At 66.6% G+C, this 25,838-nt stretch carries 25 protein-coding genes; 8 read left to right on the forward strand and 17 right to left on the reverse strand.

The window, feature by feature from the left end; genetic code table 11:
• Nucleotides 1-17 precede the first annotated feature (17 nt).
• The 5 genes from hflX to ACFYOW_RS06360 form a co-directional block, all read right to left on the reverse strand.
• Nucleotides 18-1,484: a GTPase HflX gene (gene hflX / locus ACFYOW_RS06340; protein WP_387286042.1), complete on the reverse strand. Its 1,467-nt coding sequence runs from the start codon at nucleotides 1,482-1,484 to the stop codon at nucleotides 18-20.
• Nucleotides 1,485-1,706: 222 nt separating this feature from the next.
• Complete coding sequence (gene dapF, locus ACFYOW_RS06345) at nucleotides 1,707-2,594, reverse strand: diaminopimelate epimerase (RefSeq protein WP_387286044.1); 888 nt, start codon at nucleotides 2,592-2,594, stop codon at nucleotides 1,707-1,709.
• 27 nt (nucleotides 2,595-2,621) lie between these two features.
• Complete coding sequence (locus ACFYOW_RS06350) at nucleotides 2,622-3,467, reverse strand: TrmH family RNA methyltransferase (RefSeq protein WP_387285032.1); 846 nt, start codon at nucleotides 3,465-3,467, stop codon at nucleotides 2,622-2,624.
• Entirely contained in the window at nucleotides 3,464-4,381 is a 918-nt protein-coding gene (gene miaA / locus ACFYOW_RS06355; RefSeq protein ID WP_387285034.1) for a tRNA (adenosine(37)-N6)-dimethylallyltransferase MiaA, read from the reverse strand. Before miaA ends, ACFYOW_RS06350 begins: the two co-directional genes overlap by 4 nt.
• A complete protein-coding gene (locus ACFYOW_RS06360) occupies nucleotides 4,378-5,160 on the reverse strand; it encodes a hypothetical protein (protein WP_387286046.1) in 783 nt (260 codons plus the stop codon). The genes miaA and ACFYOW_RS06360 overlap by 4 nt, the downstream gene beginning before the upstream one ends.
• 264 nt (nucleotides 5,161-5,424) lie before the next feature.
• On the opposite strand from ACFYOW_RS06360, the gene ACFYOW_RS06365 reads away from it, so the two are divergent.
• The gene (locus tag ACFYOW_RS06365; protein ID WP_387285036.1) at nucleotides 5,425-6,855 is read left to right on the forward strand and encodes a DUF349 domain-containing protein; all 1,431 of its coding nucleotides are present in this window, start codon (nucleotides 5,425-5,427) and stop codon (nucleotides 6,853-6,855) included.
• Nucleotides 6,856-7,419: 564 nt separating this feature from the next.
• Here the strand turns inward: ACFYOW_RS06365 and ACFYOW_RS06370 are convergent.
• Both ACFYOW_RS06370 and miaB read right to left on the reverse strand, forming a co-directional pair.
• Complete coding sequence (locus ACFYOW_RS06370) at nucleotides 7,420-8,001, reverse strand: hypothetical protein (RefSeq protein WP_387285038.1); 582 nt, start codon at nucleotides 7,999-8,001, stop codon at nucleotides 7,420-7,422.
• 476 nt (nucleotides 8,002-8,477) lie between these two features.
• Complete coding sequence (miaB, locus tag ACFYOW_RS06375) at nucleotides 8,478-10,034, reverse strand: tRNA (N6-isopentenyl adenosine(37)-C2)-methylthiotransferase MiaB (RefSeq protein ID WP_387285040.1); 1,557 nt, start codon at nucleotides 10,032-10,034, stop codon at nucleotides 8,478-8,480.
• A gap of 264 nt (nucleotides 10,035-10,298) precedes the next feature.
• On the opposite strand from miaB, the gene ACFYOW_RS06380 reads away from it, so the two are divergent.
• The 4 genes from ACFYOW_RS06380 (at nucleotide 10,299) to ACFYOW_RS06395 (ending at nucleotide 13,618) form a co-directional block, all read left to right on the forward strand.
• Entirely contained in the window at nucleotides 10,299-11,027 is a 729-nt protein-coding gene (locus ACFYOW_RS06380; RefSeq protein WP_063038495.1) for an amino acid ABC transporter ATP-binding protein, read from the forward strand.
• A gap of 65 nt (nucleotides 11,028-11,092) precedes the next feature.
• Complete coding sequence (locus ACFYOW_RS06385; RefSeq protein ID WP_387285042.1) at nucleotides 11,093-11,926, forward strand: glutamate ABC transporter substrate-binding protein; 834 nt, start codon at nucleotides 11,093-11,095, stop codon at nucleotides 11,924-11,926.
• 121 nt (nucleotides 11,927-12,047) lie between these two features.
• Nucleotides 12,048-12,722: an amino acid ABC transporter permease gene (locus ACFYOW_RS06390; RefSeq protein WP_062985899.1), complete on the forward strand. Its 675-nt coding sequence runs from the start codon at nucleotides 12,048-12,050 to the stop codon at nucleotides 12,720-12,722.
• Nucleotides 12,719-13,618 (forward strand): amino acid ABC transporter permease, encoded by a 900-nt coding sequence (locus tag ACFYOW_RS06395; RefSeq protein ID WP_387285045.1) that lies wholly within the window; start codon nucleotides 12,719-12,721, stop codon nucleotides 13,616-13,618. The genes ACFYOW_RS06390 and ACFYOW_RS06395 overlap by 4 nt, the downstream gene beginning before the upstream one ends.
• A gap of 68 nt (nucleotides 13,619-13,686) precedes the next feature.
• Here the strand turns inward: ACFYOW_RS06395 and ACFYOW_RS06400 are convergent, their stop codons facing one another.
• Nucleotides 13,687-14,604, reverse strand: coding sequence for a LysR family transcriptional regulator (locus ACFYOW_RS06400; protein WP_387285047.1), 918 nt, complete (start codon nucleotides 14,602-14,604; stop codon nucleotides 13,687-13,689).
• A 96-nt stretch (nucleotides 14,605-14,700) separates the two neighbouring features.
• Here ACFYOW_RS06400 and ACFYOW_RS06405 point away from each other — a divergent pair, with 96 nt between their 5' ends.
• Nucleotides 14,701-15,585, forward strand: a complete 885-nt coding sequence (locus ACFYOW_RS06405; RefSeq protein WP_387285049.1) for an NAD(P)H-binding protein — start codon at nucleotides 14,701-14,703, stop codon at nucleotides 15,583-15,585.
• Between the two features lie 90 nt (nucleotides 15,586-15,675).
• On the opposite strand, the gene recX is transcribed toward ACFYOW_RS06405, so the two are convergent.
• From recX to ACFYOW_RS06420, 3 genes are all read right to left on the reverse strand, one after another.
• Nucleotides 15,676-16,266 (reverse strand): recombination regulator RecX, encoded by a 591-nt coding sequence (gene recX / locus ACFYOW_RS06410; protein ID WP_387285051.1) that lies wholly within the window; start codon nucleotides 16,264-16,266, stop codon nucleotides 15,676-15,678.
• Between the two features lie 433 nt (nucleotides 16,267-16,699).
• On the reverse strand, nucleotides 16,700-17,746 hold the full coding sequence (recA, locus tag ACFYOW_RS06415; protein ID WP_063038472.1) for a recombinase RecA: 1,047 nt from the start codon (nucleotides 17,744-17,746) through the stop codon (nucleotides 16,700-16,702).
• Nucleotides 17,747-17,954: 208 nt separating this feature from the next.
• Nucleotides 17,955-18,977, reverse strand: a complete 1,023-nt coding sequence (locus tag ACFYOW_RS06420) for an Lrp/AsnC family transcriptional regulator (RefSeq protein ID WP_387285053.1) — start codon at nucleotides 18,975-18,977, stop codon at nucleotides 17,955-17,957.
• A gap of 98 nt (nucleotides 18,978-19,075) precedes the next feature.
• Here ACFYOW_RS06420 and ACFYOW_RS06425 point away from each other — a divergent pair, with 98 nt between their 5' ends.
• Nucleotides 19,076-20,482, forward strand: a complete 1,407-nt coding sequence (locus ACFYOW_RS06425; RefSeq protein WP_387285055.1) for an MFS transporter — start codon at nucleotides 19,076-19,078, stop codon at nucleotides 20,480-20,482.
• Between the two features lie 101 nt (nucleotides 20,483-20,583).
• Here the strand turns inward: ACFYOW_RS06425 and ACFYOW_RS06430 are convergent, their stop codons facing one another.
• The 3 genes from ACFYOW_RS06430 to ACFYOW_RS06440 are packed head-to-tail and all read right to left on the reverse strand — an operon-like array spanning nucleotide 20,584 to nucleotide 22,434.
• Complete coding sequence (locus ACFYOW_RS06430) at nucleotides 20,584-21,033, reverse strand: nuclear transport factor 2 family protein (RefSeq protein WP_387285057.1); 450 nt, start codon at nucleotides 21,031-21,033, stop codon at nucleotides 20,584-20,586.
• A 27-nt stretch (nucleotides 21,034-21,060) separates the two neighbouring features.
• Nucleotides 21,061-21,948: a pyridoxamine 5'-phosphate oxidase family protein gene (locus tag ACFYOW_RS06435; RefSeq protein WP_387285059.1), complete on the reverse strand. Its 888-nt coding sequence runs from the start codon at nucleotides 21,946-21,948 to the stop codon at nucleotides 21,061-21,063.
• 24 nt (nucleotides 21,949-21,972) lie between these two features.
• The gene (locus ACFYOW_RS06440) at nucleotides 21,973-22,434 is read right to left on the reverse strand and encodes a VOC family protein (RefSeq protein ID WP_387285061.1); all 462 of its coding nucleotides are present in this window, start codon (nucleotides 22,432-22,434) and stop codon (nucleotides 21,973-21,975) included.
• A gap of 154 nt (nucleotides 22,435-22,588) precedes the next feature.
• Here ACFYOW_RS06440 and ACFYOW_RS06445 point away from each other — a divergent pair, with 154 nt between their 5' ends.
• Nucleotides 22,589-23,104 (forward strand): CGNR zinc finger domain-containing protein, encoded by a 516-nt coding sequence (locus ACFYOW_RS06445; RefSeq protein ID WP_387285063.1) that lies wholly within the window; start codon nucleotides 22,589-22,591, stop codon nucleotides 23,102-23,104.
• Nucleotides 23,105-23,106: 2 nt separating this feature from the next.
• Here the strand turns inward: ACFYOW_RS06445 and ACFYOW_RS06450 are convergent, their stop codons facing one another.
• The 3 genes from ACFYOW_RS06450 to ACFYOW_RS06460 form a co-directional block, all read right to left on the reverse strand.
• On the reverse strand, nucleotides 23,107-24,303 hold the full coding sequence (locus ACFYOW_RS06450; protein ID WP_387285065.1) for a phosphotransferase: 1,197 nt from the start codon (nucleotides 24,301-24,303) through the stop codon (nucleotides 23,107-23,109).
• Nucleotides 24,300-24,494, reverse strand: coding sequence for a DUF3046 domain-containing protein (locus ACFYOW_RS06455; protein WP_063038523.1), 195 nt, complete (start codon nucleotides 24,492-24,494; stop codon nucleotides 24,300-24,302). The genes ACFYOW_RS06450 and ACFYOW_RS06455 overlap by 4 nt, the downstream gene beginning before the upstream one ends.
• A 64-nt stretch (nucleotides 24,495-24,558) precedes the next feature.
• A complete protein-coding gene (locus tag ACFYOW_RS06460; protein ID WP_387285067.1) occupies nucleotides 24,559-25,719 on the reverse strand; it encodes a glycosyltransferase in 1,161 nt (386 codons plus the stop codon).
• Nucleotides 25,720-25,838: the final 119 nt, after the last annotated feature.

The following is a 25,838-nucleotide window of genomic DNA, read 5'->3' on the forward strand; positions in this document are numbered from 1 at the left end:
GCCCTTCGTTCAGCGACTCAGTTCGCGGAACCATTGGCTTCGGACGAATCCGTGCCGTTCGTCTCGGACGACCCACCCGCATGCGCGTACTGCGACAGCGCCGCCGCCAGTGCGTGCGGGACGCGGGCGCGCACCCGGGTGCCGCCCTCCTCGTGCTCGGAGGTGGTGATGCGACCGTCCGCGTGGATGCGGGCGAGCAGATCGCCGCGGGTGTAGGGCAGCAGCACACTGATTTCGACGTCGAGGCCGCCGAGCACCTCGGCGAGGCGCTCACGCAGTTCGGCGATGCCGGACCCCTTGTGCGCCGAAACGTAGGACGCGTCGGGCAGCATCCCGCGCAGCCGAGTGAGCTCGACCGGGTCGACCGCATCGATCTTGTTGACCACCAACAGCTCCGGCGGCGCCGGTAATCCCGACTGCTTGATCACATCGGTGATCACCTCTCGGACCGCTTTGATCTGTTCGGCGGGCAGCGGGTCGGAACCGTCGACCACGTGCAGCAGCAGATCCGCGCCGGTGACCTCCTCCAGGGTGGACCGGAACGCCTCGACCAATTGGGTCGGCAGATGCCGCACGAATCCGACGGTATCGGTGAAGACGACCTCGCGGCCGTCGTCCAGTTCGGCACGGCGGGTGGTCGGATCCAGGGTCGCGAACAGTGCGTCCTGGACCAGCAGGCCCGCTCCCGTCAGCGCATTCATCAGGCTGGATTTGCCCGCATTGGTGTAGCCGACGATGGCGACCGACGGGATACCGCTGGAGGTGCGGCGGGCCCGCTTGGTATCGCGTGCTGTCTTCATTTCGCGAATCTCGCGGCGCAACTTGGCCATTCGCTCGCGAATGCGGCGACGGTCGGTTTCGATCTTGGTCTCACCTGGACCACGCAGACCCACACCGCCGCCGTTGCCGCCCGCGCGACCACCGGCCTGCCGGGACATGGACTCACCCCAACCGCGCAGTCGCGGCAGCATGTATTCCATCTGGGCCAGCGATACCTGCGCCTTACCCTCGCTGGAGGTGGCGTGCTGGGCGAAGATGTCCAGGATCAGTGCGGTCCGGTCGATCACCTTGACCTTGACGACCTTCTCCAGCGCGGTCAGCTGCGCCGGGGTCAGTTCACCGTCGCAGATCACGGTATCGGCGCCGGTTTCGAGTACCACGGCGCGTAGTTCGTCGGCCTTGCCGGAACCGATATAGGTGGCCGGATCCGGCTTGTCGCGACGCTGGATCAGTCCTTCGAGCACCTCCGAACCCGCGGTTTCGGCGAGTGCGGCCAGTTCGGCCATGCTCGCCTCGGCCTGCGTGGCGGTGCCCGTGGTCCACACCCCGACCAGCACGACCCGCTCCAGTCGCAGCTGCCGGTACTCGACCTCGGTGATATCGGTGAGCTCGGTCGACAGACCCGCGACACGCCGCAGCGAGGAGCGCTCGTCGAGCTGCATCTCGCCGACCGTCGGATCGGCGGTCCACCCGGACCGCTGCATCCGCGCGGCGTGCTCGGCGACTACATCGCCGGTGTCTTCCGTCGTGTCCTCGACGGCCTCGACGTGGTCGTTGTCGTCGGAGGCCGGAGTGAATTCAAAAGTCTTCGATTTCGTCATACATCATCCATGCTGCCACGAGTTCCGACCGATGCGCATTCGGTTATCCCTGGATACGCGTGCGGTCGGTCCCCGCCTTTGCGCAGGCGAGGGGTATCAGCGAACTCAGCTGGGCGAATGCGACGACCACCAGTCTTCGGCAATCCGACCTGTCGCCACCAGCACAGACGGTCCGCGCAACCAGGCCGCACCCTCGGCGAGGCGGACGGTGACCTCGCCGCCGAGCACCCGGACGCGGACCTCTCCGGTGTCGGTGGCGATGCGGAAACCGTCGGTGGCCAGAGCGGCCGCCGCAGCGGCGACGGTTCCGGTTCCGCAGGAACGGGTTTCGCCGACACCGCGTTCGTAGACGCGCATATCGACCGCGCCATCGACCAGTCCGGTCAGAATCTCGACATTCACACCCTGCGGGAACAGGTCCGGGTCGAAGCCGGGCGCGACGGTGAGATCGAGTTTGGCGAGCGCGTCCACGGACAGGCTCGCATCGACGCAGGCCAGGTGCGGATTGCCGACGTCGATGCCGATGCCGGGCAACGCCCAACCACCGATGGTCGCGTTCGAGGAACCGAGCTCGCGAACGATCCCCATCCCCACGGTTACCTCGCCATCGGCAGGCCCACCGGAATGCACCGTGACCGGACGCGCCCCCGCGCGACTACCGACGACATACTCCGTACGCGATTCGAGTCCCTTCGCCGCCAGGTAGTGCGCGAACACCCGCACCCCGTTGCCACACATCTCGGCGATCGAGCCGTCGGCATTGCGGTAGTCCATGAACCAGTCGGTATCGGCGATGCCCTCGGGAATCTCGGTGAGGACATCCGCGTCCCGTAGCGCACCCGCGCGCGCCACCCGCAGCACACCGTCGGCGCCGAGACCGCGGCGGCGATCGCACAGCGCGGCGACCCGGTCCGGCGTCAGGTCCAGCCGGACCTCCGGATCGGGCAGCACCACGAAATCGTTCTCGGTGCCGTGGCCCTTGGTGAACTCGATATCCGACACGTCGCGCATTCTCCCTGCTTATCGTCCTCGAACCAACGTACGGCGCTGCCGCGAAATTTCGTACAGCGCGACCGCGGCGGCCGAGGGCGCACCGAGCGAGCTGGCGGTGCCACCCATCGGGATATAGACCATATCGTCACAGGCTTCCTGCCAGGCCGCGCTCATGCCGCTGGTCTCATTGCCGACGACCAGGATCGTCGCCTCGGCGAAGTCGTAGTCGAAGACCGCGTCCGCGCCGTGCTCATCGGTGCCGACAATGCGGGTCGGGATGCCGCGCTGGATCTGCCGGTCGCGGAATTCGAGCACCTGCGCGGGTCCGGCCGCACGGAAGATCGGCATGGCGAACAGCGAACCGGTGGATGCGCGGACCGCCTGCGGATCGTATTGGTCGGCACCGTGCCCGGTCACGATGATGCCGCTGGCACCGAACGCGTCGGCCGAGCGGATCAGCGTGCCGAGGTTGCCGGGCGAGTTGGGGCGATCGAAAACCACCACGACAGGTGGCGCGACGTCACCGGGTTCACCGGGCTCGAAGGTGTCGAGCTCGGGCTGCCTGGATATCGCGACGGCCACCAATTCCGGTATGCCGGTCGACTTTTCGCCGAGTTCAGCCATCAGCTCCGGCACCAGGCCGACCTGCTGCACGCCGCTGGTCTCCAGTAGTTCGCGGGCCCAGCTCGACAGCTCCGGCGCGCCGAGGCGGTAGAGCATCGTCTCCAGCGGCCAGTCGTTGGCGATCGCTTGAGTGATCGGGCGCACGCCCTGCACCAGGAAGCGGCCGTCGCGGTGGCGCTTGGTCCGGTTGTTCAGATACGCCTGCCACACCTGGACCGAGGCATTTCGGGTACTCACACGACGTGTCACTGCGGGGTCCGTTCCTTCTCGAGCAGGGACAACGCGGCCGCGACCAGATCGGGATCGGCGCCGTCCACCCACCGCACCCTGGGATCGCGGCGGAACCACGAGCGCTGCCGCCGGACATAGCGCCGGGTGCCGATCAGGGTGCGTTCCTGCGCGTGGTTCAGGTCGTATTCGTTGTCCAGGTACGACAGGACTTGTGCGTAGCCGATCGCCCGGCGCGCCGTGACGCCCTCCCGCAGACCTTTATCGATCAGTCCGCGGACCTCGTCGACGAGACCGGCCTCGAACATCAGCGCGGTGCGCCGTTCGATGCGCTCGTCGAGTTCGGCGGTGTCGCGGTCCACTCCGATGATCACGGTGTCCCAGCGCGGTTTTCCGATCACCGGCGCCGATGCCGCGAAGGGACGCCCGGTGAGTTCGACGACCTCGAGCGCACGCACCATGCGGCGCCCGTCGGTGGGCAGGATGGTCGCCGCGGCCGCCGGATCGGCCGCTTGCAACGCCGCGTGCACCGCGACGACGCCACGCTCGGCCAGCAGTGTCTCCCAGCGTGCGCGGACCGTCGGATCGGTGGCCGGAAATTCCCAATCATCCAGCAGCGCTTGGACATACATCATCGAGCCGCCGACGATGATCGGCGTGCGGCCGCGCGCCATGATCTCGCGCACGTCGACGCTGGCCGCGGCCTGATAGGCGGCGACGGTTGCGGTTTCGGTGACCTCGAGGACATCGAGTTGGTGATGCGGGATGTCCCGGCGTTCGGCGGGCAGGAGTTTCGCGGTGCCGACATCCATGCCGCGATAGAGCTGCATCGCGTCGATATTCACGATTTCGCCGCCGAGTCGTTCGGCGAGATCGAGGCCGAGGTCGGATTTGCCGGTCGCGGTGGGACCGACGACGGCGATCGGCGTTGTCACCGATCACCTCCCGATGTACGCCAGATGCTCACCTGATAGCCCACGCCGAACGGAGCATCGCTGTACAGGGTTTCGACGGATGGGGCGACCGAATCGGCGGCGAAAAGTCCGGCGAGTACCTGATAGGCCGCGCGGCCGGATAGCACGAGTTCGGTACACAAGCCTGGATCCAGGGCGAACAGTGCGGCGGTATCGCCATCGGCCAGGGCACGCTCCAGTTCGCGCTGCACGTCGGCGGCGCGCTCGTCGAGGTAGCCAGGGGCCTTAAGGGTCAGGGTCGCCGCGCCGTCCGCGACGATGAGGACGCCCGCCTCCTCGGGTGAATCGTCCAGGGTGGTACGCAGCTGCGCGCCGATCCGGGCGCATTCGTCGGCGGGTGTGTCGACGGCGACGAGAGTCGTCGCGGCCACCGCATCCGGTGCGACCTGACCACGCAACCACCCGGCGATCAGGGCGGGCAGCGGCTGCTGCGGATCCGCCGCGCCGGGCGTTTGCCGCGATCGCGACAGCGCGTCCGCTGAAAGCCCGACCTGCACATCCGCACCGAAGCCACGGAAGGTGCCGACCGCATCCGGTCCGACGACCTGCGCGGCCGCGCCCACACCCACGACGGTCCAGTTCCGAGTCGTCGCGGCCAATGCGCCGACCGCGGCGAGTGCGGCCGCGCGCAACACCGCGGGCGCATCATCGGAATCCGACCCGGCCGCGTGCGCGAGACCGCCGCAGAGCTCGGGCACCAAGATCGGCGGCGACGGTACCAGGGCCGCAATGGAGAACACGCCGTAACCGTAGTCGTTCGCCGAATGCGCGATCCACAGCACCGCTGCGGCGTCCGCAACCTCCGGGTTCGAGTGTCTCTGCCGCAAACTCGGCCGAGATTGATAGTGTTCGAGGTGCTACAACCCAGGTCATCACGGGTTGATTTCCCTGGGAATCATCAGTCGGAGGGCATTGATCGATGGTTTACAGGGCTCGGACCGGGTTCAATGGAGTGAGCTAGGGCGTAACCAGGCAGCCGTGACGCGCGGCAGGGACGAGGAGCAATGAGCGAGAGCAACGGAACGGCGAAAGCGACCCCCGGCAGCACGTCGCGCCCCTCGGATTCCCCGAAGGCCGCCGTGCCCAAACCTTCCGCCGCGCCGAAACCAGCCGCTGCCCCCAAACCGGGCGGGTCGGTGGCCCATCCCAAGCCGCATGCGGTCAAACCGGCCCCGGGGCCGGCCGCGCAGCAGCATCCGCATCCGGTCGTCGTGCCCACCGTCAGCGATCCCAGTGCATGGGGTCGCGTGGACGACGACGGCACCGCATGGGTGAAAACCGCCGAGGGCGAGCGCGTCGTCGGATCCTGGCAGGCCGGCGACGCCGCCGAGGGCTTGGCGCACTTCGGCCGTCGATTCGACGATCTGGCCACCGAGGTGGCACTGCTCGAGGCGCGACTGGCCGCAGGCGCGGATGCCCGCAAGACCAAGGCGGCCGCGGTCACCATCGCCGAATCGCTGCCCACCGCGGCGGTCATCGGCGATGTCGAGGGGCTCGCCCAGCGACTGCAGGCCATTGCCGAACACTCCGAAGAGGCGGCGGCGCACGCCAAGGAGGAGAAGGAAAAGGCCAGGCATGAGCACACCGAGCGCAAGGAAGCGCTGTGCGCCGAGGCCGAGAAGATCGCCACCGAATCCACCCAGTGGAAGGCCGCCGGCGATCGGCTGCGCGAAATCCTGGACGAGTGGAAGTCCATCCGCGGTGTGGACCGCAAGGTCGACGACGCTTTGTGGAAGCGCTACTCCAAGGCGCGTGAGGCGTTCAACCGCCGCCGTGGCGCGCACTTCGCCGAACTCGACCGCGAACGCGCGGCCGCGAAGTCGCGCAAGGAAGAACTCTGCGTGCGCGCCGAGGAACTTTCCGGCTCCACCGACTGGGTCGGCACAGCGGGTGTGTTCCGCGATCTACTCGCCGAATGGAAGGCCGCGGGCCGGGCGCCACGTGAGGCCGACGAGGCGCTGTGGCGGCGTTTCAAGAGCGCCCAGGACGTCTTCTTCGCCGCACGCAATGCCGCCGTCTCCGAGCGCGACGCCGAATTCGAGCAGAACGCCGCCGCCAAGGAAGAACTGCTGCACGCCTACGCACACATCGATCCCTCGACTGGTCTGGACGCCGCCCGCGCCGCCCTGCGCGAACTCCAGGACAAGTGGGACGCGATCGGCAAGGTCCCGCGCGAACGCATCCAGGAACTCGAAGGCAAACTCCGCACCATCGAAAAGCGCGTCCGCGACGCGGCCGACGCCCAATGGCGCCGCACCGATCCCGAGGCCATGGCCCGAGCCGCTCAATTCCGCGAACGCGTCGCCCAATTCGAGGAACAGGCCGCCAAGGCAACCGCCGCAGGGAACAAGCGCGATGCGGAGAAGGCACTCGAGCAAGCCAAACAGTGGCGCGAATGGGCCGAGGCCGCAGAAGGAGCAGTCAGCAACCGCTGATCCGGTACCGCCATGCGCTGGCGCCGATCACCTGGTCAGCCGCGCGATCGGTTGACGAGCTCGGGGCGATCGCCACCCAGCCGTCGATGCGGCCCCGTCCATGCCGCGACGGCTCGAGCACCGCAAGCGCGGACTCCGTCAGCCTCAGGAGTGAACCACGAAACCGTCCAAGCAGGCAACTGATCTGGTGATCGGCAACGGCGCGCTCTGGGCCGTGTGGCCACGCCATCTGCGCGGCCGAGATAGACGTGCTGACAGGCAACGCTGCAGGACTGACGCAGCGGCATCGTCCATGCCGCGACGGCTCGAGCACCGCAAGCGCGGACTGCGTCAGCCTCGGGAGTGAACCACGAAACCGTCCAGCGGGCAACGGATCTGGTGCTCGGCGACTACTGCACTGGCCGTGTGGCCGCGCTGACTGTGCGGTCGGGGTAGCGATACCGACCGGCAGCGCCCGGTCGCTGGATGGGTCTGAGCATGCTCTCGTACGAACTCGGCCTTCTCGTTCGCGCGATGGTGGCGCGGCTCAGCGTAGGTCCGGTATTGGGGGGTGCGCCAGCTGGGTCAGGAGTCGCCGGTGAGGCGGCGGCGGTCGCGTTCCTCGGCGGCGGCTGCGGCGTTGCGGCGCTGTTCCTCTGCGGCGAGTTGCAGCGCGGTGCGGCTCCAGACGACGCGGATCCAGTGGAAGGTCAGCACGATGATGGCGATGGTGCCGAGGATGAGGCCGACGCCGGGGCCTGCGCCGTGGTAGTTGCCGAGGCCGGGGGTCTGGCGGTGCCAGATCGAGAAGATGCCGAATACGCTGCCGATCGCGGAACCGGCGACCGCGATCCAGGCGAGCACCCAGCGGCGAGTCATCAGCGCGAGCAGTGAGAAGCCGATGCCGAAGAGAACGGCGAACCAGACGAAGATCCGCGACGGCAGACCGATGTGCTCAGCGCGCGCGGCATCGGTGCCGAGCAGCACATCGAACCCGCGGGCACCGCCCGCATGCGACAACACGAGCGAAAACAGCAGCAGGAAGACCGCGCCCGCGACCACCATCGCGCGCACGCCGGGGTCGATCTCCCCCGCGATGCGCCGCTCGACGGCATCGAGATCGTCCTTGAACTGCTCGAAGCCATTACTGCTCTCGACCGAGTTCACTGCGCCCTCGTCTCCTTCGGCTGATCCCTGCCCCGCTGCCTTACCCGCATTCACTGTGCCATCACCGCCCCGATCGCCCGCAGCCACCCCACTACGTTCGGTAGTACTCGCATCCCCCGCACCCGATCGCGAGTCCGCGCCACCCCCGCCCGATTCCGAATCCGCGTCAGCCTTGCCTCCACGCGAGTCCGCAGCGCCTACGCGCGGCCCCGAGTCCTTACCTGACCGCGAGCCCACACCGTATTCGCCCGCATCCGAGACACCGTTGGGATGGCCCGCCCCTGCCCGACCGGCTCCGAGCGAATTCACCTCGGCTGAGTTCGGCGCGACCTCACGGCGCTCACCGTTCAGCGCGGCTCTCTCACCTGCACCGTCCCCGCGATCAGCCTGCGCACCACGCGAATCCGACTCGGATGGACCCGGTGCGGGATCCGCTCCCCCAGCAGGCGTCAGTTCCTCGTCACCCGGCCGAGTGCTCATGCGCCGCAGCCGGTTGAGCAGCCTGAGGCGACGGGTTCGGGGGTGGGGGCGCCGATGCGGGGGAGACCGAGGCCGACGCCGATGGGGTCGGTTTTGGGGGTGATTCCGCGTTCGTGGGCGTCGCCTGCGCGGGTGCGGCGGTGGGTTTTGATGGTGGCGTCGGCGATCAGGTGGTGCGGGGCCGCGTCGGTGATGTCGACGGTGATGATGTCGCCGGGGCGGATCGTTTCCGCAGCGCCTTCGGGGCGGAAGTGCACGAGTCGGCCGTCGCGGGCACGGCCGCTCATGCGGGCCGTCGCGGCGTTCTTCTTGCCCGCGCCCTCGGCGACGAGCAATTCGACCTCGGTGCCGACGAGCGCCTGGTTCGCGTCGAGGGAGATCTCCTCCTGCAGCGCGATCAGCCGCTCGTAGCGCTCCTGCACCACGGCCTTGGGCAGCTGGTCGGGCATATCCGCGGCGGGTGTGCCAGGACGCTTGGAGTACTGGAAGGTGTAGGCGCTGGTGAACCGCGCCTGCCGGACGACATCCAGGGTCTCCTGGAAATCCTCCTCGGTCTCGCCCGGGAAGCCGACGATGATGTCGGTGGTGATCGCAGCATGCGGCATGACGGCCCGCACCTTCTCGATGATGCCGAGGTAGCGCGCCTTGCGGTAGGACCGCCGCATCGCCTTCAGCACCCGATCCGATCCGGACTGCAGCGGCATATGCAGCTGCGGGCAGACATTCGGCGTCTGCGCCATCGCCTCGATCACGTCATCGGTGAATTCGGCCGGATGCGGCGAAGTGAAGCGCACCCGCTCGAGCCCATCGATGCGCCCGGCCGCGCGCAGCAGTTTGGCGAAGGCACCGCGATCGCGCGCCTCATCGGGGTCGGCGAAGGACGCACCGTAGGAGTTCACGTTCTGCCCGAGCAGCGTGACTTCCAGGACGCCCTGATCGACCAGCGCCTGCACCTCGGCGAGCACATCGCCCGGACGGCGGTCGACCTCCTTGCCGCGCAGCGACGGCACGATGCAGAACGTGCAGGTGTTATTGCAGCCGACCGAGATCGAAACCCAACCGGCATAGGCGGATTCACGCTTGGCGGGCAGGCTCGACGGGAACGCCTCCAGCGATTCCAGGATCTCCACCTGCGCCTCGGCATTGTGCCGAGCGCGTTCCAGCAGCACCGGCAGCGATCCGATGTTGTGTGTGCCGAACACCACATCCACCCACGGCGCTTTGCGCACGACGGTGTCGCGGTCCTTCTGCGCCAGGCAGCCGCCGACGGCGATCTGCATGCCCGGCCGGTCGGCCTTGATCGGGGCGAGGTGGCCGAGGGTGCCGTACAGCTTGTTGTCGGCGTTCTCGCGCACCGCGCAGGTATTGAAGACGACGAGGTCGGCCGTCGCACCCGGCGCGGCCTTCACATAACCCGCATCCTCGAGCAGGCCCGACAAGCGTTCGGAATCGTGCACGTTCATCTGGCAACCGAAGGTGCGGACCTCGTAACTGCGTGCGCCGTCCGCGGCCGCAGGGGCGGGAGACAACACTGCCTGTCCGATCGAATCCACCCGTCCAGGGTACGGGGGTGCGCAACGCGGGTTTTCAGCGCATCGGCGCAGGCTCCGGGCCCCGGCCAGGTCGCATCGGAAGGGTTACGGCGCTGTGTCGTATCGGCGCGGCGTAACGGTGTGTCGCGGAAACCCGGGCAAATCGCCGTTTTCCGCTTAAGGTCTTGGACCATGACCGACGACGCCACCGCACCCGACACAATCGGGTTGGCCAAAACCGGGGCAGCTAGTTCTGATGAGGGCAGTACCGCCACAAGCGCGCCGATGATTTCGATGCGCAATGTGGAAAAGCACTTCGGTGACCTCCATGTGCTGCGCGATATCAACCTCGAGGTGCCCAAGGGACAGGTTGTTATCGTTCTGGGTCCTTCGGGGTCCGGGAAGTCGACGCTGTGCCGCACCATCAACCGACTGGAACCGATCGACTCCGGCGATATCGCCATCGACGGCGTACCACTGCCCGCCGAGGGCCGCGCGCTTGCCGCACTGCGCGCCGATGTCGGCATGGTGTTCCAATCGTTCAACCTCTTCGCGCACAAGACGATCGTCGAGAACGTGATGCTCGCGCCGCTGAAGGTTCGCAAGGTCAAAAAGGAGGACGCCCGCAAGCGCGCGATGGAACTGCTCGAGCGCGTCGGGATCGCCAATCAGGCCGATAAGTATCCGGCGCAGCTCTCCGGCGGCCAGCAGCAGCGCGTGGCGATCGCCCGCGCGCTGGCGATGAGCCCGAAGGTGATGCTGTTCGACGAGCCGACTTCGGCACTGGACCCGGAGATGGTCAACGAGGTGCTCGACGTCATGGTGTCGCTGGCCAAGGAGGGGATGACGATGCTGGTCGTCACCCACGAGATGGGCTTCGCGCGCAAGGCGGGCAACCGTGTGCTGTTCATGGCGGACGGGTCGATCGTCGAGGACGACACACCGGAGGTGTTCTTCACCGCGCCGAAGTCCGACCGTGCCAAGGATTTCCTCGGCAAGATCCTGAGCCACTGAACCGAGCAACCACCACAAACGTAAAGACCTCGGCCACCGAAATCACCAGAGGGAGAAGGAACACGATGAGGATCAACCGTTCGCTTCGACTCGGCATCGGGGCGATCGCCCTGACGCTGGCCGCAACAACCGCCGCCTGTGGCGGCGGAAGCGACAAGTCCGCACTCGACAACGCCAAGGACGGAAAGCTCACCGTCGGTATCAAATTCGACCAGCCGGGCATGGGCCTGCGCAACAAAGACGGCTCCTACAGCGGCTTCGACGTCGAGGTCGCCAAGTACGTCGCGGGCAAGCTCGGTGTGAAGCCGGAGAACATCACGTTCAAGGAGTCCCCGTCCGGACAGCGCGAGACGCTGATCGAGAACGGTCAGGTCGACTACATCGTCGCCACCTACTCGATCAACGACGCGCGTAAGCAGAAGGTCGACTTTGCAGGGCCGTATTACGTTGCGGGCCAGTCGCTTTTGGTCAAGGCCGACAACACCGGCATCAACGGTCCCGATGATCTGAAGGGTAAGAAGGTCTGCTCGGTGAAGGGCTCCACCCCGGCCCAGAATATCGAGAAGAACTACCCCGCCACGCAACTGCAGACCAACGATACCTACTCGCTGTGCCTCGAGGGCCTGCAGGCCGGTTCGTACGACGCGGTCACCACCGATGACATCATCCTGGCCGGTTACGCCGCACAGAGCGCGGGCACGTTCAAGGTCGTCGGCAAGCCGTTCACCACGGAGAACTACGGCATCGGCCTGAAGAAGGGCGATAAAGAACTGCGCGACAAGGTCAACGACGCAATCGAGGCCATGATCGCCGACGGGTCCTGGAAGAAGGCGTTCGACTCCACGGTCGGCGTCTCCGGCTACCAGGCGCCGACGCCGCCGACGGTGAACCGGTACTGAGATTCGTGATCGGGTGGCCCGCAGGGGCCACCCGAATTCTCGGCTACGAGCAACCTGTACATCGCGCGCGGAAGGACGATCTCCGGCCGCCGCACAATCCGATCGGAGGGACGCGAGCACCGTGTTCGACCTGATCTCGAGGTATGACGTCCTCGGCGCCTTCTGGGTGACCATCAAACTGACCGCGTCGTCGGCGGTTCTCGCCCTGATCCTGGGCACATTCGTCGCCGCGATGCGCGTGTCCCCCGTGCCGGTCGCCCGTTTTCTCGGCGCCGCCTACGTCACCATCTTCCGCAATACCCCGCTGACGCTGATCATCGTGTTCTGCTCACTGGGCCTCTACTCCACTATGGGCTGGAAGCTCGCTCCAGAGGGCCCGAACTCGCTGGCGCAGAACAACTTCCGTTACGCCGTACTCGGACTCAGCATCTACACAGCCGCATTCGTGTGCGAGTCATTGCGCTCGGGTATCAACACCGTGCCGATGGGCCAGTCCGAGGCGGGCCGCTCACTGGGCTTCACCTTCACCCAGAATCTGCGAATCGTGGTGCTGCCGCAGGCATTCCGCTCGGTCATCGCCCCGCTCGGCAGCGTGCTGATCGCACTCACCAAGAACTCCACGATCGCCTCGGCGATCGGCGTCGCCGAGGCCGCGACCCTGATGGCCAAGATGAACGAGAACGAGGCCGCACTGATCACCATCGGCTTCATCTTCGCACTCGGCTTCGTAATCCTGACCCTGCCGACCGGCCTGCTGTTCGGCTGGCTGGCCAAGCGATTCGAGGTGGCCCGATGAGTGCAGGAGCTTCGGTTCTTTTCGATGCGCCGGGGCCCCGCGCGCGCATTCGCAACTCCATCTATTCGGTCGTCGCGGTTGTCGCGGTGGTGGCGCTGGGCTGGGTGTTCTACCGCGGCTTCGCAGATAAGGGCCAGTTCACCGCGGAGAAGTGGAAGCCGTTCATCGAGGCGGACGTCTGGAAGACCTATCTGCTGCCCGGTCTGCGCGGCACCCTGGTCGCGGCGCTGCTGTCCATTGTGTTCGCGCTGCTGATCGGCATGGTGTTCGGCATCCTGCGTCTGTCGGATCACCGGGTGGTGCGCTGGGTGGCGGGCGCGATCGTCGAGGTGGCGCGGGCCATTCCGGTGCTGATCCTGATGATCTTCCTGTTTTACATCTTCTCCGATTACAAGGTGTTCAAGGTCGATCAGCTCGCGCTGTGGGCCGTGGTGATCGCGCTGACGGTTTACAACGGTTCGGTCATCGCCGAAATCGTGCGCGCCGGCATCAAGTCGCTGCCGAAGGGGCAGACCGAGGCCGCGGTGGCGCTGGGGCTGCGCAAGGGGCAGCTGATGCGGTTGATCCTGCTGCCGCAGGCGATTACCGCCATGCTGCCCGCCTTGATCTCGCAAATGGTTGTGGCGCTGAAGGATTCGGCGCTCGGTTATCAGATCACCTACCTCGAGATCGTGCGTCAGGGCTCGCAACTCGGTGCGGCCGAACGCAATACGGTGCCCGCGCTGATGGTCGTCGCCGTGGTGATGATTCTGCTGAACAGCACGTTGACGATCGTGGCCAATAAGCTGGAGCAGCGGTTGCGCTCACGCAAGCGGGCCAAGGGTACCGCCGTCGTGGCGGCCGACTCGATTCTGGCCGATGCGACTCCGGGGATGGATATCACGCAGAAGCCGTGATGCCAGCGGCTCTGAGCGTGCACTTCTCGGCTGAATCCGGCAATGCCAGATTCGCGGAAAGTGCACGTTCAGATGTGATGGACCGCGGCGGTGAAAGTTTCAGCGGGCGGGGCGGATTCGGGTGGATAGACAGCTGCTGCCACCGAGATGGCTGCGCGGACGAAGGCTGCCACTGCCGGTGAGTGGCAGTTCCGCGGCCAGGCTACCGCGAGGGTGGTCGGTTTCAGGTCGGTGCAGGGGCGATAGGCGATGCCGGGGCGGGGGTGGCGGCGGGCGACCGAGGAGGGCGGGAACCAGATGCTGTTGCCGAGTTCGACCAGGTTGAAGATCTGCGCCAGATCCCGGACAACACGACGGGTTTCGGCAGGCGGCGCCAGGCCCTCGCGCTCGGCGGTAACTCCGTCGGGAAGGGTTCGACCGGACAAGTCGGCCAGGCACAGGGTTGCCCGGGCGGCGAGCGGATCGGATGCGGCCAGCGCGACCAGCCGTGGTTCGGTGAGCAACGGTTCGACGTCCAGGCCACGGTCGTCGTATGGGGTGGACAGCAGGCCGACATCCGCACGACCCTGAAGCAAGGCCGGAGCCTGCTCGCCTCGACCACCCAACATCAACTCCACCGGTACGGCCGCCTTGTCGAGGTGATATGTCTCGAGGATCCGCGGCAGGAGCCCGGCGTCGTAGTCGGCCTTTAGCGCGAGCCGTAGCCCTGGTGCGGGCCTGCCGATGTGACGGGCGCGCTGAGCCGCCGCCGCGACGGCATCGAGTGCGGTCCGCGCGTCGCGGAGCAAGGTCTCGCCGGGCGGGGTGAGCACGACGTGTCGGGTGGTGCGCTCGAAAAGTTGCACGCCCAGTTGACGTTCCAGTTCCCGGATAGCCCGGGACAGGGGTGGTTGCGCCATTCCCAGTCGGTCGGCCGCACGTCCGAAATGCAGTTCCTCCGCGACGGCCACGAAGTATCGGAGTTGCCGAACCTCCAGATCACTCATATCCCCACGGTATCAACGCTTATCGAATCGGTCCTTCAGGTTCGGTGCCGCGCCGACTTGACTGGCCAATGCCAAATCACTCGAGCAGAGGTCGTCATGATCGTTGTTACCGCACCTACCGGCACCATCGGCCGTCAGGTCCTCCCCCATCTCCTCGCCAGCGATGTACCGGTCCGGATCATCGCGCGTGATCCCGCACGTCTGCCCGCCGAAATCCGCGAGCGCGTGGAAGTCGTAACCGGCTCGCACGGGGATACCGATGTCGTCACCAAGGCATTCGCCGGTGCCGATACCGTGTTCTGGCTGCTTCCCCCGGACCGCCAGGCCACAAGTCTCGACGCGGCCTTTCTGGATTTCACCCTGCCCGCCTGCGAGGCATTCAAGAGCCAGGGCGTCCAGCGCGTGGTCGGAATTTCGGCCCTCGGGCGTGGCGCCGCGTCAGTGCGGAATGCCGGACTGGTCACGGCATCACTGGCGATGGATGATCTGATCGCGAGCACCGGCGTGGACTACCGCGCGCTGACGATGCCCTCCTTCATGGACAATTTCCTGCACCAAATCGAGGCGATCAAGTCTCAGGGCATGTTCTTCGCACCGCTGTCCCCCGATCTGAAACGCCCCACCTGCGCAACCCGCGATATCGCCGCCGTCGCCGCCGAACTCCTGCTCGACGACTCGTGGCGCGGAACCGACAGCGTCCCCGTGCTCGGCCCAGAAGACCTGTCCAACAACGACATGGCCCGAATCATGTCCGAGGTACTGGGACGCCCGATCCGGTTCCAACAGGTCTCCGGCGAAGCCTACAAAGCCACCATGCTCGAATCCGGCGCGTCCGAGGCCTTCGCCCAGGGCATGTACGACATGCTGGAAGCAAAGGAGAACGGCCTCGACAACGCCGAACCTCGCACCCCCCGATCCACAACCCCCACCACCTTCCGCCAATGGTGCGAAGAAGTCCTGGTCCCCGCCCTCCAGCACTAACGACTGAGGCCAGTCCGCAGCCCAGTTCGGCCCCTGTTTGTGCCTTGCAACAACCCGCTCCCGGGAGCGGGGCATGCGGGCTGCCGAAACTCAGTCGGGGTTTGGCGTGTCGAACTGGGCCTGTGCCAGTTCAGCTTTCACAACGGTGAAGGCGGTGGATTGGTTGTAGCCGCGGCGGGCGAGCATGGCGACGAGGCGGCGGATTGTTTTGTCGCGGTCCAGGTTCGCGGGGATGGTGCGTAGTTTGCGGCGGACCAGTTCGGTGGCGCGTTGTTCCTCGTCGTCAGCGGTGATGGCCTCCAGGGCGGAGGCGGCGTCGGATTGGGATACGCCCTTGCGGCGAAGTTCTTGGGCGAGAGCTTGTTTGCCCTTACCGGAGAAGGTGTGGCGGGAGTACACCCACTGTTCGGCGAAGGCGGCGTCGTCGATCAGGCCGACCTCGGTGAAGCGGTCCAGGGCGCGTTCGGTGATGTCGGGCGTAAACCCCTTGGCCGCGAGACGCTGCGCCAGTTCGGCACGGCTGCGGGCGCGGACGGCGAGCAGGCGAAGACACGCCTCCTTCGCCTGCTCGACCGTCCCGCCTTGGGGGCGGCACTCCGCACGGGACCGCGGATCATCCCCGCCTGCGTGGGGAACAACGGCACCTGTGTGTTGCGCGCCCCCCTCGGATCCGGCCGCCACCGGATCCGCCCATCGGCCTTCATGACTCTGGAAGTCAGCCGAGTGGGAGTCGTTGCGCCGGAACTCGTTCTGGCGCCCGCGACCGCGCCGGGACCCAGTCGAGCGCGCCCGCTGCGGATCGGGCGCCCTCGACCGAGTTCCCATGATGTCCGAATCGGCCAAACCACCTTCGGCCAACCGGACCCGCCTATCCCCCTGCTCCCTCCCCTGAAATCCCGATCCCTCCGAATCGCCCCCATCACCCTCCGACCAATGCACCCGCCTCGGCACGGACTCGTCCGAACCGGATCCGGCGGGGGTCTGGATGGGTGGGCGGCCTGAGGCGGAGAGTAGTTCGCTCAGGCGGTGGCGGACCTCGGTTACCGGGTCGGGCCGCGTTGTATCGGGTGCGGGCCGGGTGGGGTGTGAGGCTGGGCGCCGAGGGGTCATCGGATCAGAAGTCGGCGGGGACCTCGGCGGCCGCGCCCTCTGCGGTCACGTCGGCGCCGATGCCGAGCTTTTCCTTGATCTTCTTCTCGATCTCGTCACGGACGTCGGTGTTCTCCAGCAGGAACTTGCGGGCGTTCTCCTTGCCCTGGCCGAGCTGGTCACCCTCGTATGTGTACCAGGAGCCGGACTTGCGGATGAAGCCCTGCTCGACACCCATATCGATGAGCGAGCCCTCCTTGGAAATACCCTGGCCGTAGAGGATGTCGAATTCGGCCTGCTTGAACGGCGGCGAGACCTTGTTCTTCACGACCTTCACGCGAGTGCGGTTGCCGACCGCATCGCTGCCGTCCTTGAGCGTCTCGATGCGGCGCACATCCAGGCGCACCGAGGCGTAGAACTTCAGCGCCTTACCACCGGTCGTGGTCTCGGGCGAACCGAACATCACACCGATCTTCTCGCGCAGCTGGTTGATGAAGATGGCGGTAGTGCCGGAGTTGTTCAGCGCACCGGTCATCTTGCGCAGCGCCTGGCTCATCAGGCGCGCCTGCAGACCGACGTGGCTGTCACCCATCTCGCCCTCGATTTCGGCGCGCGGTACCAGCGCGGCCACCGAGTCGATGACGATGATGTCGATCGCGCCCGAACGCACCAGCATGTCGGCGATTTCCAGCGCCTGCTCACCGGTGTCGGGCTGGGAGACGAGGAGGGCGTCGGTGTCGACGCCCAGCTTGCGGGCGTAGTCGGGATCGAGCGCGTGCTCGGCGTCGATGAAGGCGGCGACACCGCCCGCGGCCTGGGCATTGGCCACCGCGTGCAGTGCGACGGTCGTCTTACCCGAGGACTCCGGACCGTAGACCTCGATGATGCGGCCGCGCGGCAGACCGCCGATGCCGAGCGCCACGTCCAGGGCGATGGATCCGGTCGGGATCACCGAGATGGGCTGGCGGGCCTCCTCGCCGAGACGCATGACCGCGCCCTTGCCGAAGCTCTTCTCGACCTGAGCCAGCGCCAGCTCGAGCGCCTTATCACGGTCGTACGCCTGTGGTGCCATATCCTGATCCCCTTCTCGACGGGTAAGTCTCGTTCTTGGTTGGCGCACACATTAGAGGGCGGCACCGACAAGTTCTGACGACCAGCCTAGACGAACAGATGTTCGAGTCAAGCGACGCGCCCGACAACACGGGCCCCGAACTTCCCGGACACGGCAACCGCCGCGCTACGGCCGCCCGCAGCCCTTTTCCGGGCGCCGAACACCCCCATCACCGGCCCAGCGAAATCCGATCACTGTCCAGCAACGTCTGCGCCTGCTTGTACACCCGCAACGCCGGGGTCACCTCCACATCGGCGATCCCGTCGAGTGCACCCAGCCGCTGCGTGACATACCGATAGAGGTGCGCGGTATCGCGGCATATCAACGACGCCATCAGGTTGGTCGGCCCCGTAGTCGCGGCGATGAAGACGATCTCCGGATGGGTTGCCATCGCGGTGCCCACCGCCTCGAGGTCCGCCGGTCGGGTGCGCAGCCACAGCGCCGCCCGCACGGCGTATCCCATCCGTTCGACCGCGAAATCGAGATCGAAGTACAGCACCCGGGATTCGACGAGTTCGGCCATGCGCCGTGCCACTTTCGTTGCGGTCCAACCGATTTCGGCGGCAATCTGAGCATAGGGCGCGCGTCCGTCGCGACCGAGCAGCGCCAGCATCGCCTCATCCTGCGCCGAAAGTTCGACCGGCGCTTCCGGCCCCGTATCGGCCCGCCACGACGGCCGTGGGCCGAGGTCGCGCAATTGCGCAGCCGTGAACAGGTGCCTGAAATCCGGCCACTCCTCATCGAGCGGGAAGCGATGGATCACCTCATGGGCTGTCAGTCCGATCACCTGACTGGCCTGGGGCAGTGTCTGCATCAACAGCTTGTCGCGCCGCTCGATCGAGCGCGGCCTGCTCACGCAGGTCACCTCGGATCCGGTGGCCGACAACGTGACCCAGCTCAGATCCGGAAACCGCGCCAGCGATTCGGCCAACCGCGCCGCCTTGTCCGGAGTCGACCGGAGCCGGATCACCCAGCGCGCATGCCCGAGTGGCACCACGTTGACCTGCCCCGCCACATGCAGGATGCCGCGCTGCCGCAGCGATCGGTAGCGCCGCGCCACGGTCTGCTCCGAAACCCCGAGGATCGCGCCGAGCTTGGCGAACGGGATGCGCGCATCGGTCACCAGCGCGTGCAGGATCTGCTTCTCGAGGACATCGAGTGCGGAGGAATCCGCGCCGTCTTCGGATTGCATAGGAGGAATCTAACGCACATGACCACGTGACTATGTGGATATCAACGCCTGCCGCACCCTGAGTGTCGATATCGTTCTAATCGCCTTCGGAGGCTCCCGTGAGGAAATGGCTGCCCTTATTCGCCGCGTGCCTGGGCACGCTGATGCTGCTCATCGACGTCACCATCGTCAATGTCGCGCTTCCCGACATCGCCGCCGATCTCGGCACCGGCCTGTCCGGACTGCAGTGGGTGATGGATGGATACGCGCTCGCGCTGGCCGCGCTGCTGCTGGTGCTCGGTTCGCTGGCAGATCGGGTAGGTGCGAAGCGCGCCTATCTCACCGGACTCGTCGTTTTCGCGATCGCATCGCTGATCTGCGGGATCGCCGATACCTCGGCGAGTCTCATTGCGGCGCGCGCACTTCAGGGCATCGGCGGGGCCGCGATGTTCGCGACCACGCTGTCGCTGCTGCACTCCACCTACACCGGCCGTGATCGGGGTGTCGCGTTCGGTGTCTGGGGTGCGGTCTCGGGTGCCGCGGCCGGAATCGGTGTGGTGCTCGGCGGTGTGCTCACCGAGGCACTGTCGTGGCGGTGGATCTTCTTCGTCAATCTGCCGATCGCGGTGTTGGCGATCGCGTTGACGGCCATCGTGTTCCAGCCGTCGCCTCGGCAGGCGGATCGGGCCATCGATGTGCCGGGCATGCTCGCGTTCGCGACCGCCGCGACGGCGGTCACCTACGGTGTCATCCGCGGCGGCGAACACGGCTGGTCCGATGGTCCTACGCTGCTCGCCCTGGCGCTCGGCGCGGTCGCGCTGCTGACCTCCGTATTCGTCGAATCCCGCAGTGCGGCAGCGATGTTCCCGCTGGCACTGCTCGGCAATCGCAACTTCGGGGCCACCCTTGTCTCCGCGTCCGGCCAGACGTTCGCGGCCTTCGCCGCCACACCCCTGATTTCGCTCTGGCTGCAGCAGCAGTTGCATATGTCACCCATGCACGCCGGACTGGCCATGCTGCCGATGGCGACGACAGCGTTCGTGGTTGCCGGCGTATTCGGCAAACTATTGCACGATGTTTCGCCGAAATGGACGATCGGAGCCGGTCTGGTGCTGGTCGGCATCGGTACCGGACTGCTCACAATCATTGACGCCGAATCATCTTGGGCCGCACTGGTTCCTGGATTCGTCGTGATCGGTGCGGGCATCGGCGTCAATGCACCCGCGCTGGTCGCGGTGGGGATGGCGGCGGTGCCGCCGCAGCAGGGCGGGATCGCCGCAGGCGCGGTGAATACCGCACGACAGCTCGGCCTCGCTCTCGGAGTCGCGGTGCTGGGCACCGTATTCCGCGAAGTCGCCGATGACAGTCACCCGATGACATTGTCGCGTTTCGTGGATGGCTTGGATGCGGCATTCGGCGTCGCGGCCGGGGTCGGAATCGTATTCGGCGTGATCGCATTCGGGCTGTTCCACCGTGAGCGTCCAGTCGCCGATGCCCCGGTCCAGCCGGAGACCGTCGCCGCCTGAGCCCCACCGGCGCGACCATCAGGCCAGGCCGGGCACTCCTTACACCCAACCGGGCACCCCGCACAGGCAGCGCCCGGTCTGGCAACGGGGTGCCCGGCCGATTATTGCTGCGGCAGAACGGATTCGTCGCCTTCCGGGCGCGGGCCGGGGATGCGGCGGTCGGAATCGTCGATGCGGACGTCGTTGATGCTGGCCTCGCGGCGCGACATCAGGCCTTCCGGGGTGAACTCCCACTGCTCATTGCCGTAACTGCGCCACCACTGGCCGGATTCGTCATGCCATTCGTATTGGAAGCGGACCGCGATGCGGTTGCCTTCGAATGCCCAGAGGTCCTTGCGCAGTGCGTACCCGTTTTCGATGGACCACTTTCGGGTGAGAAATTCGACGATGGCGGCGCGGCCGGTGAAGAACTCGTCACGATTGCGCCAGACCGAATCCTCGGTATATGCGGCGGCGACGCGCTCGGGATCCCTGGTGTTCCAGGCATTCTCGGCGGCACGCACCTTGGCCTTGGCCGATTCCAGGTCGAATGGTGGCAGCGGAGGTCGCATTGCAATATCCTTCTCGGGGATTCGGGGTCAGGGGTTGACCGGGGAAAGTTCGGCGGGACCCCAGCGGAGCGGGCCCGCGCCGTGGATTTCGATCACTTCCGTAATGGTGAAGTCGATCGAGCACTGGGCCCCGGCGGTGAAGGTTTCCGGTGCCCAGGACAATTCGGCGGTTCCGCTGAGTTGGAGGGTTCCGCCGGTGGTCCAGTCCGGGATCAGGACGCCGCAGCGTGGGTTGACCGCGATGTTCCCGAGTGTCATGAACATCGAATTGCCCTGGTAGTCCGGCCATCTCAGCCGAGTCGGCGAAAGCACCTGCAGAAAGCCGGGATTCCCGCCACGGTGGGAGGCGTCGGCATTGCCGTCGGCATCCGCGGTGGCGACGAAGAAGGCGTCCGCCGCGGCGATCAGTGCATGCTGCCGCGCATCGAGTTCCGTGCCACGCCGGGGCGCCGGCAGGTCGATATCGGGGCGGTACGATTCGATCTGCCTGCGCGAGATGTACTTCGGGCAGTTCGAATACACCTGATCGACGGTAATCCGTAGCCCCGCCTCCGTCGGAGCCGCGAATCCGTTGACGCGCATTCGCCTGCGCCGCTCAGGCTGCAGCGCGATCATGCCGATCCGGGCAGGACGGGTCAGTGCTCCGTGTAGCGGATCTCCCACTGCCGGAAACGCATCGATTGCGATCGTCTCGGCATCGACGACGTGCACGAATCCCGGCGACCCGACCACCGCGCCTGCCCACATCCGTCCGTCGAGGTCCGCAGCCGCGATCACGACCATCGGCTGCTCCGCCAGGAAACCCGCCGCGATATCCGGGATGTCGGCACGAATCATCCGTCCCACCCGGTCGGCGATATGCGCTTGGCCCATTCGCTGCTGTACAGCGACCTCGCCCGAATGAAAGTGAGACATCACAGTGTTCAACAGCGTCCGGGCTCAGAAGAATCCACACGTCGGGGCGGCGCCGCTGGGCGCGGGAGCGGATTCGGCGCCCGTGGGTGCGTAGACCTCGAGGCGGATACCGTCGGGGTCGACGAAGAAGATGCCACCCGAGGCGACGCCCTCGCCGTGCGCGACCACCCCATCGTGAGCGAAGCTCACCGAGAGTTCACGCAGCAGCGCCTCGATCGAACGCACCTGTTCGATGGTGTCGACCTGGAACGAAAGATGGTGCAGACCAGGGGTTTCGGTGGAGAACGCGCCGTCGGACTGCTGCCACAGGGTCAGCACGAGCTTGCCGTTCGCACCGAGGAAGGCCCAACGCTTTTCGTCGTCGATGCTGGCCGCGAGCTGCTCGAAACCGAATGCGCGACGGTAGAAGTCCACCGATCGGTCCAGGTCGGAGACGTTCAGGCCGATGTGTCCGGTGGCCAGTTGGGGCGCGATGGCTGTGGTCATCGTGATCCTCCTCGGAATTTATAACTGCTCTAACTAGCTTTACTAGTTAGAACATAACTGGCAGCAGGAAGAACGTCAACCTCTAAAATAGGTTTAACCGGTTAGAACGGCGGTGGTTGCCTTGGCAACGAAAGGAAGATCGCTACCCTCAGGTATGCCTGATCCACGCCCCCACCTCGGTGAACCGCTGGCACTCGACCTGCTGAACACCCGGTGGATCCAGGACGGACCGCAGGATCTGCTCACCGATGTCGCGGGTCTGGGCATATGGCTGACCTCGGCCGGACTCGACGATCGCGCGAATGCCGACGAGCGGACCCTGCAGGCGGTACTCGCCGCACGCACCGCCATCTACGACACCGTGAAACACACCTCACACACCGCACTCAACGAGGTCCTCGACCACGGCCGGATCCGACGCATGCTGACCGACACCGGCCCCGCCGAAATCGTCGACGTACCCGAAACCACCTGGCTACCCGGCTGGCTCGCCGCCGACAACCTGCTACGGCTGCTCGCCGAAGCGCCGGACCGGATCCGCCAGTGCGCCCATCCGGACTGCGTCTTGTTCTTCTACGACACCTCGAAGAACGGCACCCGCCGTTGGCATTCGATGGCGAGCTGCGGCAACCGCACCAAGGCCGCACGCCACTACGCCAAGAAGGCCTGAGCTCAGAAGAGTTCGTCGAGCAGTCGGTAGTAGTCCAGTCGCTGCCGGTCCGGCTCGGCGAGCCCGTAGGCGGCGTAGAACGCGCTCAGTTCGTCGGCACCGAAGTCCTCGCGCAGGTCACGCTCGACCAAGGCCAAATCGCGGTACCGATCCGCGACGCCCAAACCGCCGACGTCGATCAGCAGACCGCCGCCCAGCACATTGGACGGGGTGAAATCACCGTGCGCGACAACGAGATCCTCGTCCGGCGGACGTTCGGCGAGCAGCCGTCGGTAGATCTGTTCCGGCGTCAGCCCTCGATTGTCGTCGTCGAAGTCGTCGACATCGACCAAACCCTCGAGCACACGGCGCCGCGCCTGGGCCAGCATGACATCCAACCTGCCGTCGAACGGGCACTCGGCAACGGGAATATCGTGCAGCTGCCGCAGCAGCGCGCCCATGACCGCGCCCACCGAAGCCGGCGGTTCAGCGGCCAGACTCGGCAGACCCGCGTCGGCGAGAACCAGCACATCCTCTTCGAAAACAGCAATGTCGGGTAGCTGAATCCCTTTGCCCCGCAACCAATTCAGCCGCTCATACTCGGCCTCGGCCTTCGGTCCCCGCTTCACCCAGTACGCACCGTCGACGTGCGCGACACCGCCGCTCATTCCCTCGTGTTCCTCCGACCACGCGGGGTCCGCGCCCAGCACCGCGGCGACCTTCGGCGGCAAGGTCGCAGGCAGATCATCGAGCAGGTCGAGGGTGGTGCGAGTGGCCTCTATCAGCTCGGCATCCCCCTCGACGACGCGCAGTTTCAACGCCTCGGTAAGCCTCGCCCTGGCCTCGGGCAGTCTGCCCTGTTCGGCAAGGGCCTTGCCCAGGTGCTGCAGCGCGAAGGAGAGCACCTCGGGGTCGTCGGCTCGGTCCACGGCACGGCGATACAGCGTTTCAGCGGTGACGGTGTCACCCCAATAGCTGTACACATCACCGAGGTTGATCCAGACCGACATCCGGTGATAGTCACTATCGGCGAGTTCGAGGGCGCGATCGAGGTGATCGAGGGCCTCGGCGTAGCGGCCGAGCAGCATCAGTTCGATGCCGATCTTGCGGAATTCGGCGAAGTCGACCGGCCGCGCGGTCGCGACGCGAGCGGCCAGTTGCGCATGATCGATGGGGATCATGCGCAGCCGCTCGTCGAAGCGGAATCCGTGATCGCTCACCAGCGTGTTCTCGGTACGTCGAAGTCGGCGCAGAGCGCGCGCCACACGTCACGCGGGTCGATGCCCGCCTCGATGGCGGCGGCGCCCGTCCGCCCGCCCAACGCCGGGATGGTGTGGTCCCTGAGCAGCGCATCGCCGCGGGACACACCGAACTCGGTGTGCAACAGCTCCTGGAACTCGGTCAACCGCACCGTATTCAAGATACTCGCGCCGCTGGGGGCCTTCACTCGGGCCGTTCGATTGGCGAACAGGCCGCTAGCGCGTCCGCACGCTGAGGACGTCGTGACAGATGCGGATCGGGTCCGCAACTTCGGCGATACCGGCGGCCGCTCGTTGCGCCGCGGCCGTGTAGTCGGGCGTGTCGAGCAGATCGAGGACTGCGGTACGCACCGCATCGGCGGTCAGGGGGCGGACCAGGATCGAACTGCCTTGGCGGGCAGCGCGATTGGCGAGTTCCCACTGGTCGCCACCGCCGGGCACCGTCACGATCGGCACACCCGCGAGCAGGGATTTCGCGAGCAGACCGTGGCCGCCGCCGCCCACCACGACCGACGCGTGGGTGAGCAGTTCGTCCTGACGGCCGAGTCCGGCGGTGGCCCATGGCGGCAGGTCGGTGGGCGGGGTGTCGAGCATGGAAATGGCCACCCGGACGCCCGCTCCGTCCAATGCGGCGAGCACGGTTTCGACCATGCCCGCGACACCTGTATGCGCGGTCGACGGTGCGACCACGACCAGTGGTTCATCGCCGAGCGGTGGCTCGAGGAGTTCCGGAGTCGGCTCCCAGAGCAGCGGGCCGACGACATGGGTGTGCTCGGGCCAGTCGGGACGCGGCATCTCGAGGGCGGGCAGGGTGGCGATCAGGCGGGCCGCCGGGCCCGGATCGGCGCCGGGCAATCCGACGCTTTCGCGGGCCTGCTCGCGCTGACGCAGACCGTTGCGAACGGCGCGCGCGGTCATGGTGCGCAACACGCCGTCACGCAGTCGGCCGCGCACCCCCTCTCCCGGCGCGAGGCCGCTTCCGATGGGCGGCAACGCTTTCGACGGTAGGTACAGCGGATGCGGCGACAACTCGACCCACGGCACCCCGAGTCGCTCGGCGGCCATCCCGCCGCCCGCGGTCAGCACATCCGACACCACGAGCTCCGGCAGCATCGCGCTCAGATCGGGCAGGATTTCGGTCGAAATATGCGCCGCACGCTCATGTATGCGCTGACCGGCATCATTGTCGTCGTCGACGGTTCGCGGCGCGAGCCCCTTGAGTCTGCGCACTGCGATGCCCGCCTGCTTGGCGGCATCGAACCAACGCGGTCCGGTGAACAGCACCGGATCGTCACCGGCGGCCAGGAAGCGTTCGCACAGCGCCAGCGCCGGAAACGCATGGCCGGGATCCGGCCCGGCAACAACGGCAACACGCATGCGGCCAGCCTGCCACATCGCTCGCGGAACTCGGTGCGGCGCGGACCTGGTTCGGGCGAGTACCCGATGCGGCCCCGCGTTCATCGAAATGCCATTCGGAAGAAACCCGTCGAGCGCCG

Origin of the sequence: Nocardia sp. NPDC006982 (assembly GCF_042869435.1) — a bacterium.
In the GTDB taxonomy this organism is placed as follows: domain Bacteria; phylum Actinomycetota; class Actinomycetes; order Mycobacteriales; family Mycobacteriaceae; genus Nocardia.